General features: G+C 25.0%; 14 protein-coding genes and 2 tRNA genes. 12 read left to right on the forward strand and 4 right to left on the reverse strand.

Going from position 1 to position 13,183, the window contains the following annotated elements; genetic code table 11:
* Positions 1-315: 315 nt before the first annotated feature.
* Positions 316-825, reverse strand: a complete 510-nt coding sequence (locus tag AYC60_RS05425; RefSeq protein ID WP_067322156.1) for a transposase — start codon at positions 823-825, stop codon at positions 316-318.
* A 141-nt stretch (positions 826-966) separates the two neighbouring features.
* On the opposite strand from AYC60_RS05425, the gene AYC60_RS05430 reads away from it, so the two are divergent.
* The 3 genes from AYC60_RS05430 to AYC60_RS05440 are packed head-to-tail and all read left to right on the forward strand — an operon-like array spanning position 967 to position 3,260.
* The gene (locus AYC60_RS05430) at positions 967-1,668 is read left to right on the forward strand and encodes an ABC transporter ATP-binding protein (protein ID WP_067322158.1); all 702 of its coding nucleotides are present in this window, start codon (positions 967-969) and stop codon (positions 1,666-1,668) included.
* 13 nt (positions 1,669-1,681) lie between these two features.
* Positions 1,682-2,737: a patatin-like phospholipase family protein gene (locus AYC60_RS05435; RefSeq protein WP_067322161.1), complete on the forward strand. Its 1,056-nt coding sequence runs from the start codon at positions 1,682-1,684 to the stop codon at positions 2,735-2,737.
* A gap of 10 nt (positions 2,738-2,747) precedes the next feature.
* Positions 2,748-3,260 carry a J domain-containing protein gene (locus AYC60_RS05440; RefSeq protein ID WP_067322163.1) on the forward strand — a complete coding sequence of 171 codons (513 nt, stop codon included), beginning with the start codon at positions 2,748-2,750 and terminating at the stop codon, positions 3,258-3,260.
* A gap of 96 nt (positions 3,261-3,356) precedes the next feature.
* On the opposite strand, the gene AYC60_RS05445 is transcribed toward AYC60_RS05440, so the two are convergent.
* Positions 3,357-3,433 (reverse strand) — tRNA-Arg (locus tag AYC60_RS05445).
* An 11-nt stretch (positions 3,434-3,444) separates the two neighbouring features.
* Positions 3,445-3,538, reverse strand: a tRNA-Ser gene (locus tag AYC60_RS05450).
* Positions 3,539-3,745: 207 nt separating this feature from the next.
* Between AYC60_RS05450 and AYC60_RS05455 the strand changes: the two genes are divergently transcribed.
* The 3 genes from AYC60_RS05455 to acpS are packed head-to-tail and all read left to right on the forward strand — an operon-like array spanning position 3,746 to position 6,001.
* Complete coding sequence (locus tag AYC60_RS05455) at positions 3,746-4,840, forward strand: IS30 family transposase (protein ID WP_067322166.1); 1,095 nt, start codon at positions 3,746-3,748, stop codon at positions 4,838-4,840.
* 55 nt (positions 4,841-4,895) lie between these two features.
* Complete coding sequence (locus AYC60_RS05460; RefSeq protein WP_067322168.1) at positions 4,896-5,666, forward strand: TatD family hydrolase; 771 nt, start codon at positions 4,896-4,898, stop codon at positions 5,664-5,666.
* Positions 5,654-6,001, forward strand: coding sequence for a holo-ACP synthase (gene acpS, locus AYC60_RS05465; RefSeq protein WP_067322170.1), 348 nt, complete (start codon positions 5,654-5,656; stop codon positions 5,999-6,001). Before AYC60_RS05460 ends, acpS begins: the two co-directional genes overlap by 13 nt.
* Positions 6,002-6,056: 55 nt before the next feature.
* Here the strand turns inward: acpS and AYC60_RS05470 are convergent, their stop codons facing one another.
* Entirely contained in the window at positions 6,057-6,761 is a 705-nt protein-coding gene (locus tag AYC60_RS05470) for an IclR family transcriptional regulator (RefSeq protein ID WP_067322173.1), read from the reverse strand.
* A gap of 139 nt (positions 6,762-6,900) precedes the next feature.
* Between AYC60_RS05470 and AYC60_RS05475 the strand changes: the two genes are divergently transcribed.
* The 6 genes from AYC60_RS05475 to dnaN are packed head-to-tail and all read left to right on the forward strand — an operon-like array spanning position 6,901 to position 13,034.
* Positions 6,901-8,079, forward strand: coding sequence for a M20 metallopeptidase family protein (locus AYC60_RS05475; protein ID WP_067322188.1), 1,179 nt, complete (start codon positions 6,901-6,903; stop codon positions 8,077-8,079).
* Complete coding sequence (gene rlmD, locus AYC60_RS05480; RefSeq protein ID WP_067322175.1) at positions 8,069-9,433, forward strand: 23S rRNA (uracil(1939)-C(5))-methyltransferase RlmD; 1,365 nt, start codon at positions 8,069-8,071, stop codon at positions 9,431-9,433. The genes AYC60_RS05475 and rlmD overlap by 11 nt, the downstream gene beginning before the upstream one ends.
* Position 9,434: 1 nt before the next feature.
* Entirely contained in the window at positions 9,435-10,037 is a 603-nt protein-coding gene (gene plsY / locus AYC60_RS05485) for a glycerol-3-phosphate 1-O-acyltransferase PlsY (protein ID WP_067322177.1), read from the forward strand.
* A gap of 8 nt (positions 10,038-10,045) precedes the next feature.
* The gene (locus AYC60_RS05490; protein ID WP_067322180.1) at positions 10,046-11,047 is read left to right on the forward strand and encodes an NAD(P)H-dependent glycerol-3-phosphate dehydrogenase; all 1,002 of its coding nucleotides are present in this window, start codon (positions 10,046-10,048) and stop codon (positions 11,045-11,047) included.
* 10 nt (positions 11,048-11,057) lie between these two features.
* Positions 11,058-11,903, forward strand: coding sequence for a sigma-70 family RNA polymerase sigma factor (locus AYC60_RS05495; protein ID WP_067322183.1), 846 nt, complete (start codon positions 11,058-11,060; stop codon positions 11,901-11,903).
* Positions 11,904-11,918: 15 nt separating this feature from the next.
* Positions 11,919-13,034 carry a DNA polymerase III subunit beta gene (dnaN, locus tag AYC60_RS05500; RefSeq protein WP_067322186.1) on the forward strand — a complete coding sequence of 372 codons (1,116 nt, stop codon included), beginning with the start codon at positions 11,919-11,921 and terminating at the stop codon, positions 13,032-13,034.
* Positions 13,035-13,183: the final 149 nt, after the last annotated feature.

Genomic DNA, 13,183 nt, shown 5'->3' on the forward strand with positions numbered 1-13,183 from the left:
ACTTCTTTATCTATTTTTTTAATTGCTTCTATCAATTCTAAATCTCTTTTGATGTCTTTAACCTTAAGATAGTTGTAGTATGAGCTTCTATTAAGTTCTAATACAACACATAAATATTTAATTGGGTATTTAGATTTAAGCTCTTCTATGGTAAGATATTTAGCTAAATTTACTTTTGCTTTAGGCTCTCCAATATTTCTTCGTTTTTTTTTAAGATCTCATTTTCAGCTTTTAATAATTCAATTTCTTTATTTTTTAGTTTAAGTAATATTTCATATCTCTCTTTTTCGCTAGAGGCTGAATTTATTTCGCTAGCTATTTGTTTTTTTCATATTTAATAACCCATGAATAAAGATTAGGATATTTAACACCATATTTAGTACATATATCTTTGTAATTTTTCCCTTTTTCTATACATTCTTTTGCAATACTCATCTTAGTTTCTTTACTTAGTTTAGGACTTCTCATAGAGTATATTTCTCCTTTAGGATCATATTCTTTTAATATACCCTTATTATACTGATTTATCCAATTTTTTACAACATTTTTACTAATTAAATACTCTATTCCTAATTGTCGAGTACTTTTTCCAGCAAGATATTCATTTATTACTTTTTGTTTAAACTCTATAGTATATGATCTATTATGCTTACCTACTTCTTTAAGACCTTTTTCTCCATGAAATCTATATTTTGAAACAATAATACTTAGAGTCTCTGTAGCGATATTATATTCTTTTGCTACAACTGAAATTGGAATTCCTTCTTTAATATTTTTAACCATTTTAAGTTTTTCTTCAAATGTAAATTTACCTTTTCTTCCCATAAAAAATGTACCTCCAAACTTTTTCACATTTCTGTGTCCAGTTTTTTGGTACATGTTCTATACTAGTTATAATCCTTTTTCTATTTATTTTTTCATTAAATAATGTTATAATTATAAATATTAACTGAAAGGAGAACTGTTATGAGCTATATTAAAATTGAAAATCTAAAAAAGAGCTATATTATAGGTGAAAATATTATAGTTGCAAATAATGATATAAATTTTGAAATTAATAAAGGTGAATTTGTTGTGATTTTAGGTTCTTCTGGTGCTGGTAAATCTACTTTACTTAATATATTAGGTGGTATGGATGTTGTAGATTCAGGTAATATATATATAGATAATAAAAATATTGCCAGTTTTAATAAAAATGAGTTAACTAAATATAGAAGATTTGATGTTGGTTTTATATTCCAATTTTATAATTTATTACCAAATTTAACTGCTAAAGAAAATGTTGAGTTAGCTTCTGAATTAGTATCTGATAATATAGATGTAGACAAAATTTTAAAAGAAGTTGGATTAGAAAATAGAATGGATAATTTTCCATCACAATTATCTGGTGGAGAACAACAAAGAGTTTCTATTGCAAGAGCTATAGCTAAAAATCCTAAAATACTTTTATGTGATGAACCTACAGGAGCATTAGATTTTAATACAGGTAAACAAGTTTTAAAAATTTTATCTGATTTAAGTTCTAAAAAGAATGTTACTGTAATTATTGTAACTCATAATTCTGAGATTGCAAAAATTGCGGATAAAGTAATACATATGCAAGATGCAAAGGTAAAAGAAATGTACATTAATGAACATAAAATTAATGTTGATGAAATAAAGTGGTAAAGGTGAAATAAAAATGAGAGTATTAAGTTTAGATGGTGGAGGATTAAAGGGAATTTATACCATAATGATGCTTGATAAAATACAAAAAGATTTTAATATAAAATTTTATGAATATTTTGATATTATTATTGGAACAAGTACAGGTTCAATAATTGCGACTTTGTTATCATTAGGGTACGAACCTAGAGAAATTTTGAATATATATAAAGATTGTTATAAAGATATTTTTAAGAAAAAAAGTAATAGAAAAAGAGGACTTTTTGGTTCTTTATATGAAAACTATAGATTAGAAAATACAATAAATAAATATATTAACAATTTATCTTATAAAGATTTAAAAACAAATTTAATCATACCAAGTGTAGATCTTAGTGATTCGAAAATTAATATAGTTAAAAGTTATGAAGAATTAAATAAAAAAGTTGAAGAACAATTTGATCTAAGAGATGCTATAATTTCTTCATCTGCAGCTCCAGGATTCTTTTCCCCACATAAAATTAATGAAAAAATGTATGTTGATGGTTCAATTTTTTCTAATAATCCAGCGTTATTAGGGCTAGCAGTTTCTTTTGAATTAGGTGTAAAAGATTTAAAAGAACTAAAAATATTATCTTTAGGAACTGGAATTGAAAATATTAAATATGATATATCTGAGGTATCAAATCAAAGTATAAAAAAAATGTTTAGACTTAATTCTTTTTTAGATAATATGTTCATGAAATTTTTCAATGTAGATGAAAAGGATTCGGGATTAATATCTATGGCATTTCCTTTATTAAAAACTACAATGAAAACGTCTATTGAAAATACAGACTATATTTTAACTAGGATATTAGATAATAGGAATTATTTAAGGATAAATGATCTTTCTAAAGATTTAAAAATAGATGAATTTCCAACTGAATTGATAAATAATATAGATGAACTTTATCTACAAAATCATTATTCTAATTTAGAAATATTTTTTAATGAAGAAATAAATGAATTACTCATTATACAAAATAAAAGTTGGATAAAAAAGAAAATATATAATTTAGGTGAAAAACTTAAAAAATTCGCAATAAAATGAGAGGTTTGAAATGAGAAATATATTTGCAATATTATTTGGATTATTAGTTATGGCTATTTTTTCAAATAATAGAAGAGATGGTGGTAGTGGAATTATTATTAGAATAATAATATTGATATTTACATTAGTATTCTTTTTACCCTTTATAGCTTTTATAATATTTTTAGTATTAGTAGGTTATTTGGTAATGAAATTGACTGGTTTTAAAATTAATACATACACGTATACTGATGATGATTTTAAAAATTATACTAGATATAATAATTATGAACAAAGTAATGGATATAATAACTACAATAACACTTACACTAATATTAAGAGTGAATATGAAAAAGCTTGTGAATACTTAGGAGTAAAGACAACAGATTCTTTTGATGTAAAGAAAAAGGCTAGAAATACTATGCTTAAAAAATATCATCCAGATTTTTACCAAGATGAAAAAGAAAAAGAAAGAGCAACAGAAGTTACAAATAAGATTAATAATGCATGGGATATTATAGAGAGATATGAAGGAGTAAAATAAAAAGACTAGAATAAATCTAGTCTTTATTTTTTTAGTACGGTTAATTTGTTGAATACCTCTCAAACTCTTATAAATACATTGTTTTTATATTTAAAATGGCGTACCTAGTAGGAGTCGAACCCGCAACCTTTTGATCCGTAGTCAAACGCTCTATCCAATTGAGCTATAGGTACATATAAAAAAATGGCGGACAAGGTGGGATTTGAACCCACGATCCAGGTTTATGCCCGGATGCTTCCTTAGCAGGGAAGTGTATTCGGCCTCTCTACCACTTATCCACACAATATCTCTTAAGACTTAATAATTATACTATAATTTTTTTGTAATGTCAATAAAAAATATGATATAATAAATAAAACCTAAAAATATGATATAATAAATAAAACCTAAATTAAAATAGTAAGTGTCCAAAAATAACTTGAAAAAAAATTGGATATACAGTACAATCATAAACGTCTAAATCAATTGAAAGGAACTGTATACCCATGACTAATAATAATACAAAAATAGAAAATAATAAAGAGCTAAATTACAAACATTTAAATTATGTTGATAGAGTAATAATAGAACACGAATTAAAACAAGTTAATATGCTAAATATAACTAAGTTTGTTTCAAATCCAACAACTTCAAACAAAAAATTTTTTGGTAACGTTTTAAAAAGGATAGCTAAAATCTTAAATAAATCTCTAAAAACTATAAAAAGAGAAATAAAAAGAGGTACTGTTGAACAATTAGATTATATGCATAATAAGATTTTAATCTACTCTAAGGATACATCTAACCTTAGGTATACTAATAGTATCACTAATAAGAAAATTTCTCTTAAAATTGAAAATAATGAGGATTTAATTAAAGATATTGTTAAATTATTAAAACAAAAATACTCTCCTTATGCAATTATTGTTAAATTAAGTGAAAAGTATGAGATAAATTTTACTGTTCAAACACTATACAATTACATAAATAGTTCTTTTTTTGAAAGCTATGGTTACAAGAAAGAGAGTAATACTATCATCTATAAAAGCAAAGGTATTAAGACACACAAAAAGGCTGTTACTAAATTTGGAGGATTGAGCATAGATGAAAGAACTGATATAATAAATAATAGGGAGGAATTAGTTCATTGGGAGATAGATAGTGTAGTTGGACTTAGAGAAGGTTCTGGAAAATCAATAATGACTTTAGCTGAGAGAAAGGCAAGAATTAATATTGTTTGTTTACTTGCTTCAAAAACAAATGAAAATGTAATAAAAGAGGTTAAGAAAATAATAAAGAGTAATAAATATTTAATAAAATCAATAACATCTGATAATGGAGCTGAATTTTCTAATGTAAAGGCAATAAGTGATTTGGGTGTTGATTGGTATTTTGCACATCCATATTGCTCTAATGAAAGAGGAAGTAATGAAAACAATAATAAAATGGTAAGAAGATTTGTTCCTAAAGGAACATCTATGAATCATTTAACAAAAAAAGATGTTAAATGCATTGAAGATTTCATGAATAATTATCCAAGAAAAATTTTCAATTCTTTAACATCTCTAAAAGTTTATGATAGTCTGTTAAATCTAGCTTAGTTAGATTTTTGGACACTTACTATTTTAATTTATGGAAAAAAGGAAGGTGATATATATGAAAAAAATGGTAGATACACATATGCATCTTTATTCTGAGCTATATAATGAAAATAGAGATGAAATAATAAAGGATATTGAAAAAAACTTATTATTTGCTGTAAATATATCTTGTGATTTAGAAAGTACCTTTCAAAGTATTGAACTATCGGATAGATATGATTTTATGTATTCTACTGTAGGTTATCATCCATGCGATATTTCTAAATATAATGAAGAGGATTTTAATAAGATGATTGATTTTGCTAAAAATAATAATAAAATTGTAGCAATAGGAGAAATAGGACTTGATTATTATTGGATGAATGATCCTAAAGAAGTACAAGAAAAATATTTTAGATTACAAATTGAAAAGGCTATAGAATTAGATATGCCTATTGTTGTACATACAAGAGATGCTTTAGAAGATACTATTAGAATAATTAATGATTATCCAAAACTACGTGGTATTTTACATTGTTTTCCAGGAACTTATGAAATGGTAGAACACTTATTAGATAGATTCTATATAGGTATAGGGGGCACTGTAACTTTTAAAAATAATAAAGTTACTCATGAATTAGTGAGAAATTTAAATTTAGATAAGATTGTTATTGAAACTGATTCACCATATTTAACACCTTCCCCTTTTAGAGGTAAATTAAATAATCCTATATATGTAAAATATGTTGTTGAAAAAATTTCTGAACTAAAAGGTTTAACAGTAGAAGAAGTGATAAATAAAACAAATGAAAATGCAATGAAGGTGTATGATATATGTATAAAATAGGTGTAGATATAGTAAATGTGTCTAGGATTAAAAAAGCCATTTTGAACAATGAATATTTCTTAAAAAAAGTTTTTAGTGAAAAAGAAATTGAATATTGTGAGAAAAGAAAAAATAAATATGAGTCATATAGTGCTAGATTTGCTGCTAAGGAAGCCTATTTGAAGGCTATAGGAACTGGTATAGTAGATATTAATCTAAATAAGATAGAAATAGTAAATTTAGAGTCAGGAAAACCAAATTTATATGTTAATGATGAAATGATAGACGGAGATGTATCACTTAGTCATACTGAAGATACAGCAATTGCATATGTAATTATAAAAAGTAGCATTTGATTATGCTACTTTTCTTCATATCCTAATTTTTTTGATATTTTTTTTGAACACTCTTTTATTTTTTCAACAAAAAAGATTTTGAGTTTTCTTTTTCAGATAAAGGAATAGATATACTAATAGAACCACAAACTTCGGATTTAGAATTAAAAATTGGACAACCAATGCAATATAATCCTAATTCATATTCTTCGTATTCTACAGCATAACCATTTTTCTTAGCCAATTTTAGATTATCCATTAATGTTTCAAGATTAACAATAGTTCTAGCTGTATATTTTATAATATCTGTTTGATTCCAAATGTTTTTAATGTCTTCTTCACTACAATATGCTAATATAGCTTTTCCTGCTGAAGTACAATGCATAGGAGCACGTCTTCCTATTTTAGACCATTCCATATTATTAGAAGTATTCTCTGGAGAGAATTTATCTATATAAAGTATTTGACTTCCATCACGTATTACTAAATGTATAGTTTGATTAGTTTCAACAGCTAATTTTGTAATATAGCTTTTTGCAGGTTGTGCAAAATCAATATTTTGAACTACTCTATTTCCAACTCTAAACATCTTGTATGTTAAAGAATATTGTCCTTTTTTATTTTGTTTAACATATCCATTTTCTTTTAAAGAATGTAATATTCTAAAAGTAGTTGTTTTATTTAATTTACTTTTTTTGCATAATTCTGACAATGAAATATTAGTTCCTTGTGATAAAATTTCAAGTAAATTCATTGCTCTATCAATAGATTGTACAGACATAATTTAGTATGATATTACTCATACACTCCCTTCTACACTAATTATATCTTATATATACTCTAAAAGCAAGTATTTATGCATATTTAGTTGATAAAGATTTTTGTTTATGTTAAAATATAAAGAAAATGGAGTGAAAAATATGAATGATTTTATAATAAATAAGGTTGAAGAAATTTTTGATGAAATAGTTTCACATAGAAGATATTTACATATAAATCCTGAATTAAGTGAATATGAATATAATACTTCTAATTATATTATTAATTTTTTAGAAAAACATAATATCGAGTATAAGAAAGTTGCAAATACAGGAATATATGCATATATAAAAAATGGTTTAGGTAAAACTTTAGCTTTTAGAGCAGATATAGATGCATTACCAATTTTAGAAGAAAGTGATGTTGATTTTAAATCTGTTAATAATGGTGTTATGCATGCTTGTGGACATGATGTGCATACAAGTGTTCAATTAGGAGTAGCAAAAATTTTGTCAGAAAATAAAGATAAATGGTCTGGTAACGTAAAATTTTTCTTTCAACCAGCAGAAGAAACTGTAGGTGGAGCAAAAAGAATGTTAGAAGATGGAGTAAATGATGATTTTAAATCTGATGCAATATTCGCATTTCATGTTGCTCCTGAGATTGAAGTTGGTAAAGTAGGGATAAAATATGGGAAGTTACATGCCACATCATCAACTTTTCTAATTACAATAAATGGTATGTCTTCGCATGCTGCTTTAGCTTATTTAGGAATAGATACTATAGTTATAGGATCTAAAGTAATAGAATATTTACAATCAATTGTAAGTAGAAGAATAGATGCAAGGGAATGTGCAGTAATAACTGTAGGGACTTTTAATGCAGGTACTGCGCAAAATATAGTAGCAGATAAATCTGTATTAACAGGTACTATAAGAACTTTAACTTTAGAGTTAAAAGAGTGGATAGTAAATGAAATAAAAAATATGTTACCAAAATTTGTTGAGAGCATGGGTGCTAAAGTTGACATAGAATTTAAAGATAGCTATATTCCAGTTATTAATAATGATGAAAAAACAAAGTTTTTAGAAAAAAATATCAAAAATATTTTAGGTTCAGAAAATTGTGTATTAATTGAAAAATCAAGAATGGATGCTGAAGATGTTGGATACTTTTTAAGTGAAATTGAAGGATCTTTCTATAGATTGGGAATTAGAAATGAAAAAAATGGAGCAATATATGATTTACATCATCCAAAATTTAAAGTTGATGAAAATGCTATAAAAATAGGTATGATGATACAATTAAAAAATGCATTGGAGTATTTAAATGAAGGTTAACGACATATTAAATGTTAAGATAGAAAAATTAGTTTTTGGTGGAGAAGGTATTTCAAAACATGGAGAAATGGTAATTTTTGTACCTATGTCAGTACCTGGTGATGAATTAAGTATAAAAATAATATCGGTTAAGAAAACATATGCTAGAGGTTTAATACAAAATATATTAAAACCTTCTAAAGATAGAATTTCTACTGAAAAAATTACTTTTGAGGATTATTCAGGATGTGATTTTGCTATGATTAATTATGATTCTCAAATTAAATATAAATCACAGATATTAAAAGATGTAATGAAAAGAATTGCTAAATTAGATATAGATGAAGAAATTTATATTGAAAAATCTTCTGACATTTTTAATTATAGAAATAAGGTTGCAGAACCATTTGTAAAAATAAATGGAGAGATTAAAACAGGTTTTTTTAAAAAGAAAACACATGAAATATTTACAAGTGATAAAGTAAATCTAAGATCAAAGGTTTCAACAAATATTTTAGAAAAACTTCTAAAAAAGTTAAATAATTACAAAGGCACAAAACATGAATTTAAAGTTTTTAATGACGTTACTAATACTGGATTTTTAAAAACTTGTGTAATTAGAAATAATGAAGCTGGAGATGTAATGTTAGCTATAGTTGTAAATACAAGATCTACATTTAAGTTTTTAAAGAAAACTCTTTTAGAATTTTATGAAGAAAATAAAGAAATTAAATCAATTTATATATCAGTTAAAAATAAAATTGATAATGTGATATTTGGAGAAGATAATATAAATATAGCTGGCAAACCGTATTTATTTGAAAATATATTTGGAATTAATTTTAAGATTTATCCTAATTCCTTTTTTCAAATAAATAAAAAACAAACTATAAAATTATATCAAGAAGCTTTGAATTTTTTAGGTGACTATAATAATAAAAATGTAATTGATGCTTTTTCGGGAACTGGAACTATTGCAATGATAATGGCCCAAAAAGCAAAAAAAGTTATAGGACTAGAATTAGTTCCAGAGTCTGTAAAATCGGGGATTACAACTAGTAAAGAAAATAAGATAAATAATGTTGAATTTATAGTTGGTAAAGTAGAAGATACAATTAGTAAAGTTTTAGAAAAAAACAAAATTGACTATATAGTATTTGATCCACCAAGAAAAGGTATCGAAAAAATAGTTTTAGATAAGGTAAATGAAAATAATATTAAAAGAGTAGTATACATTTCATGTGACCCAACTACATTGGCACGTGATATAGCTATACTAAAAGAATATAATTATAATTTAAAATTTATCAAAGGTTTTGATATGTTTCCACAGACACATCATATTGAAACATTGGTATTAATGGAAAAGGAGTAATATGGTTAAGGTAATTATTTTAATAATTATAGCCTATTTAGTTGGTTCTATACCCAATGCTTTATGGATAGGTAAATTATTTAAAAATATTGATGTTAGAGAGTATGGAAGTGGTAATGTTGGTTCAACAAATGCTGCTAGAGTTTTAGGTTGGAAATTAGGTGTTTTTACTTTATTTTTAGATGTATTAAAAGGATCAGTGTTTGTTTATTTATCTAAAAAAATGAATTTATCCGATATACAAACAGTATTAGTAGGAATGGCTGCAATTTTAGGACATAGTTATAGTATATATTTAGGATTTAAAGGTGGTAAAGCTGTAGCGACATCATTAGGAGTATTTATAGTTCTAGTTCCAAAAGTTGTATTAATACTGCTTTTAATATTTGTAATAATTGTTTTATTAACACAATATGTTTCATTAGGTTCGATATCTTGTGCAATTTTCCTTCCAATTTTAACATATATATTGTATAATAATAATACATATGTATTTTTTGGATTATTTATTGGTGCTATAGTTGTAATAAGACATAAATCTAATATTATTAATTTAATAAATAAAAATGAAGCTAAATTTTTTGATAAAGCAAATAAAAAGTGAGGATATATATGAATATATTAACTATTGGAGGAGGAAGCTGGGGTACAGCTTTAACATACCTATTAGATAAAAAAGGACATAAGTGTTTTCTGTGGGAATATAATGAAGAATATAGAAAACAAATGAAAGAAAAAAGAGAAAATGAAAATTTCTTAAAAGGTTTTAAACTTAGTGAAACTATAGAAATAGTTGATGATTATGATGAAGTATTAAATAATAATGATATAGATATTATATTACTTGCAACTCCAACACAATTTTTGAGAAATACTTTAGAAAAACTAAAAGATAGTATGAATAAAAGATATATTTTGGTAAATGTTGCAAAAGGGATTGAAATATCGACTGGTTTAACAATTTCAAAAATTTGTGAGGATGTTTTAGAAGGTAAAGAATATGACTATGTTTTACTTGCTGGACCAACACATGCAGAAGAAGTTGTTAATAATATGCCTTCTGTAATTCTTTCAGTTTCAGAAAATATAGAGGCTGCAAAAATTGTACAACAAGCGTTTAACAATATATCACTTAGAGTATATACTGGTACAGATGTAATTGGTTCAGAACTGGGTGGAGCTATAAAAAACTGTTTAGCTATTTGTGCTGGAATTTGTGACGGTTTAGGATATGGAGATAATACTAAGGCGGCACTACTTACAAGAGGTATGAATGAAATAGTTCTTATTGGAACTACACTTGGGGCAAATCCAATTACATTTATGGGACTGACTGGTCTAGGTGATATGATAGTTACTTGTACAAGTAAACATAGTAGGAATAGATATTTAGGAGAACAAATAGGTAAAGGTAGAAAAATGAATGATATTGTTAAAGAAATGAAAATGGTATCAGAAGGTGCAACAACTATTAAAGCTCTATATGAAATAATAAAAGAAAAACAAATAAGAACACCGATTTTTACTGCTTTATATGAATTATTATATGAAGATAAAGATATTAGTAATTTAACACAAACTTTTATGGAAAGAGAATTAAGATCGGAATTTTAATGAGGTGGAAATGGAAGACAAAAAACTAACTAATTCTTCTGAAAGTAATATTAACCTTATTTCACTGTATATTTCAGATTTACAAAATCATGAGTTATTAACAGCTGAAGAAGAAGTAGAATTATTTAAGAGAGTTAGAGAAGAAAATGATGAGCAAGCTAAACATTTACTAATTTTATCTAATCTTAGATTAGTAGTTTCAGAAGCAAAAAAACTTTTAGGTAATGGGTTACCGTTAATAGATTTAATAAGTGAAGGTAATTTAGTATTAATAAAGTCTATAGATAAATTCGATTATACAAAAGGTTTAAGATTTAGTACATATGCTGTATGGTGGATTAAACAAACCATTAAAAAGGCTATAGTAAATTTAGGTAGGGATATTAGAATTCCTTCATATAAGTATGAACAATTATCAAAAGTAAATAAGGTTATAGAAACATATCAAAATGAATGTGGAGATATACCTTCAACAGAATATATTGCAGATGTATTAGGCATGAAACCTTCAAAAGTGGTATTATTACAAAATGAATTTCAAGAAATAATATCTTTAAATGACACTATTGGTGATAATATTTTCTTAGAAGATGTTATAGGACAAAATGATAATGTTGAAGATGATATTATTAGAAATGATCAATTATCTGAAATGTATCATCTTTTAGAAGAAACACTAAATGCAAGAGAAAAAGAAATACTTGAATTAAGATATGGTTTATCTAATAATAAAATACATACTTTGAAAGAAATAGGAGAAAAACTTAATATTACAAGGGAAAGGGTTAGACAAATAGAGAAAAAAGCAATAACTAAACTTAAGAAAAATTTAGAAGAATATAAATATATGTATTAAGAGGGAGAGTAGTTTATGTTAAATATTAGACTTAATAGAAGAGAATTTCTAAAAAAAATACAAATTGTTGAAAATGCAATTGTTGATGATAAAGCTAATGGAATAAATTCAGGTATTTTCATTGAAACTTTAGATGATAAATTACTTTTAAAAGGAATGGGTGAAGGTTTATATATTAAAGCTGAAATGCCTTGTGAAGTTATAGAAAAAGGTGAATTTATTATAAAACATAAATTAATGGAAGAGTTTTTAAAACAATTAGATCAAGATTTTATAGAAATTAAGGAAGTAAATGGTAAAATTGCTATAAGTTCTGGAAAAAGTAGTTCAGAATTTTCTATTTATGAATTTGAAAAGAGAAATGATCCATACATTACTAATGGATTAGAGTTTACTTTTAAAAGAGAAGAATTACTTTCTGATATAGAAAGAGTAAAATTTGCTGCTTCGATTAATTTAGATAGATTAGCAGTTAATTGTATAAGATTTGAAATAGATAATACAGGAATTAAATTTGTATCTTCTGATGCACATAGATTAATATTCTTAAATAAAGTATTTGAAGAAAAAGCAAATCTTGAAACATTAAGTATAAGTATACCGTTAAGATCAATAAATAGTTTGATTAAAATAATGAAAATTATTGAAGATGAAACTCTAATATTTAAATCTGAGGGAACTAGAATATTATTTAAGTTTAAAGATGTAGAGATTTTAACAAAACTTGTTGAAATTCAATATCCAGATTACAAAACTTTATTAAATTCTGTAAGAAATAATAAAAAGGCTTTATTAAATATAAAAGATTTAATAAGTATTTTAAGAAGAGTTTTTGTATTTGTAAAAGATAATAACGATAAAAAAGATGTAGCTATATTTAATTTCAAAAATAATCAATTAGAAGTTTCTGGAAGTAATGATTTAGCTATATCAAATGAAAAAATAAATTGCATATATGAAGGAGATAGCTTAAAAATAGCTTTAAACGTTAAATACATATTAGATTATTTAACAACAATTTCTGATTCATCTATTGTAGAAATGAAGATGTATGATGAAAGAACTCCTGTATTATTGAATGTAGAAAATAGTAAAGAGAGTATATATTTAGTTGCCCCAACTCAAATATAATAAAAAGGGGCTGTTCCGAAATAGCCTAAAAAAATTATGGAGAATTCTAAATTTTTTAGAATCCTCCATTTTTTTTAACAATTTTTAACCTTTTATTTCAATCTAAATAAATATACTTAATTTTGTGCAGCACCAAACTGAGGGTTTAT

It is taken from the genome of Streptobacillus felis, from assembly GCF_001559775.1.
Taxonomy (GTDB): Bacteria; Fusobacteriota; Fusobacteriia; order Fusobacteriales; family Leptotrichiaceae; genus Streptobacillus; species Streptobacillus felis.

Bases quoted from the DNA above. Each gene is read 5' to 3' on its own strand.
- AYC60_RS05430 (WP_067322158.1), top strand. From the start codon at position 967: ATGAGCTATATTAAAATTGAAAATCTAAAAAAGAGCTATATTATAGGT.
- AYC60_RS05495 (WP_067322183.1), top strand. From the start codon at position 11,058: ATGGAAGACAAAAAACTAACTAATTCTTCTGAAAGTAATATTAACCTT.
- rlmD (WP_067322175.1), top strand. From the start codon at position 8,069: ATGAAGGTTAACGACATATTAAATGTTAAGATAGAAAAATTAGTTTTT.
- AYC60_RS05475 (WP_067322188.1), top strand. From the start codon at position 6,901: ATGAATGATTTTATAATAAATAAGGTTGAAGAAATTTTTGATGAAATA.
- acpS (WP_067322170.1), top strand. From the start codon at position 5,654: ATGTATAAAATAGGTGTAGATATAGTAAATGTGTCTAGGATTAAAAAA.
- AYC60_RS05435 (WP_067322161.1), top strand. From the start codon at position 1,682: ATGAGAGTATTAAGTTTAGATGGTGGAGGATTAAAGGGAATTTATACC.
- dnaN (WP_067322186.1), top strand. From the start codon at position 11,919: ATGTTAAATATTAGACTTAATAGAAGAGAATTTCTAAAAAAAATACAA.
- AYC60_RS05425 (WP_067322156.1), bottom strand. From the start codon at position 825: ATGGGAAGAAAAGGTAAATTTACATTTGAAGAAAAACTTAAAATGGTT.
- AYC60_RS05455 (WP_067322166.1), top strand. From the start codon at position 3,746: ATGACTAATAATAATACAAAAATAGAAAATAATAAAGAGCTAAATTAC.
- AYC60_RS05490 (WP_067322180.1), top strand. From the start codon at position 10,046: ATGAATATATTAACTATTGGAGGAGGAAGCTGGGGTACAGCTTTAACA.
- AYC60_RS05460 (WP_067322168.1), top strand. From the start codon at position 4,896: ATGAAAAAAATGGTAGATACACATATGCATCTTTATTCTGAGCTATAT.
- AYC60_RS05470 (WP_067322173.1), bottom strand. From the start codon at position 6,761: ATGTCTGTACAATCTATTGATAGAGCAATGAATTTACTTGAAATTTTA.
- plsY (WP_067322177.1), top strand. From the start codon at position 9,435: ATGGTTAAGGTAATTATTTTAATAATTATAGCCTATTTAGTTGGTTCT.
- AYC60_RS05440 (WP_067322163.1), top strand. From the start codon at position 2,748: ATGAGAAATATATTTGCAATATTATTTGGATTATTAGTTATGGCTATT.